Annotated in this window: 1 protein-coding gene and 1 pseudogene; one reads left to right on the forward strand and one right to left on the reverse strand. The window is 61.6% G+C overall.

Annotated features, from left to right (window positions below; all coding sequences use genetic code 11):
- Positions 1-365: 365 nt before the first annotated feature.
- Positions 366-1,379 carry an IS110 family RNA-guided transposase gene (locus ABWV23_RS22300; RefSeq protein WP_353351900.1) on the reverse strand — a complete coding sequence of 338 codons (1,014 nt, stop codon included), beginning with the start codon at positions 1,377-1,379 and terminating at the stop codon, positions 366-368.
- A 102-nt stretch (positions 1,380-1,481) separates the two neighbouring features.
- Between ABWV23_RS22300 and ABWV23_RS22305 the strand changes: the two are divergent.
- Positions 1,482-1,673 (forward strand): annotated as a pseudogene (locus ABWV23_RS22305) (IS5/IS1182 family transposase); the annotation flags it as partial.

A 1,673-nucleotide genomic window follows, 5' to 3' on the forward strand; every position in this document is an offset into this window, starting at 1 on the left:
TGAAGAGATCGCCACTGTCACCGCGGACGGCGCCTACGACACGCGGCGATGCCATGCCGCGATCACCGAGCACGGCGCCGATGCGTTCGGGCATTCCTTCGGACCGTGTATGGATGGCGCCCGCGGGGCAAGGTCGGATCGGTCAAGTCCGGCGTCTGGTCGGTTGCGGCCATGTATACGGCGTCGAAATTGCAGTGCTCTGACTGCGCGCCCTGATGAATTCCGCGGTCGCTTTGGTCCCAATCAATGGCACGCGCTCTTCGGCGCTCCGGTCCGAACAGGGTGTCCTCTGCGATATGTCCGCCATTTGCCATCATCTCACGATGCACTTGCCTTTCTGTCGGGGCTATAGCTCCCGGGTCTGCTCAGGCGCTTTTGGCTGCCTGGAATTCCGTTCCGTTCTTCATCAGCGCATAGACCGTTCGGGCCATGCGGTTGGCCAGGGCGATTGCCGCCTGTTTGGGTTTCTTGCGCTGGATGATCTGCCACAGCCAATCGTGGCCCGGTTCGCCGCGGCGCCGAGAACTGACCTGGGCCATGGCACCGAGATATAGCAGGCGTCGCAGATACCGGTTCCCCATCTTCGAGATTCGCCCGAGCCGCTCCTTGCCTCCCGTTGAGTGGGGCTTTGGCGTCAGGCCGATCCAGGCGGAGAGATCCCGGCCAGATTGGAAATCTGAGACGTCCGGCAGCGAGGCAACCAGAGCGCTGGCGGTAATCGGGCCGATGCCCGGGATCGTTTGCAGGCGCCGAGCGGCCTCGTCGGACGCGGCGACGCTGGCCACGTCAGCAGTCAGATCTTCAATCTTCTTCTTCGTGTCCATCAGCTGATCGGCCAGCAGGTTCAATGCCTTGCGAGCGGCACCTGGAAGCGTTGCCTTGTCGCAGGCCTCAATCAGGCGACCGGTGTTCTGGATCCCCTTCGGGACGACGATTCCGAACTCCCCGAGATGTGCCCGAATCGCATTCACGATCTGCGTACGTTGGCGCACCAGGAATTCGCGCGCCTTGTGGATGACAAGCTGGCCCTGCGTGTTCTCGGATTTCACCGGCACGAACCGCATCGACGGACGGCTGACGGCTTCACAGATTGCTTCCGCGTCGGCCTGGTCTGTTTTACCCCTCTTCACATAGCCCTTGACGTATGAAGGCTGCATCAACCTAACCTCGTGCCCAAGCTTCGTCAGTTCGCGTGCCCAGTAGTGCGCGCTGGCGCAGGCCTCCATACCAACCAGACAGCCCGGTTGGTTCTGAAAGAACTCCAGCATCTGGCTGCGTCGAAGTTGCCGGCGCAGAACGGGCCTTCCCGTTTCATCCACTCCGTGCAGCTGGAAAACAGACTTCGCCAAGTCGACTCCGATTGTGGAAATATCGTTCATAGATGGCTCCCCTCATTGGTGACTCTGTACAGCACCCAGTGTGGCACGTTGCGATGCCGGAAGCGGGCGCCATCCATCCCATCAATGGCAGTCATGCCCTCACTACCGATCCGCCGCAACGGCCGCGCGTGGAAAGAAGACTGCCCCGCCGCATTGGCGCGAAATGAGATCCTGCGCGCCACGCGCCACCTCGGTAGGGCACTCTGGAAGAAGTGGGCGGGCTACCATGTCCGAAGTCGGGTCGAGGCGCAGATGAACTGCCTGAAGCTCTTCGGTGAGCGGATCATGTCACGA

Source organism: Aquicoccus sp. SU-CL01552, from assembly GCF_040365005.1.
In the GTDB taxonomy this organism is placed as follows: Bacteria; Pseudomonadota; Alphaproteobacteria; order Rhodobacterales; family Rhodobacteraceae; genus Antarcticimicrobium.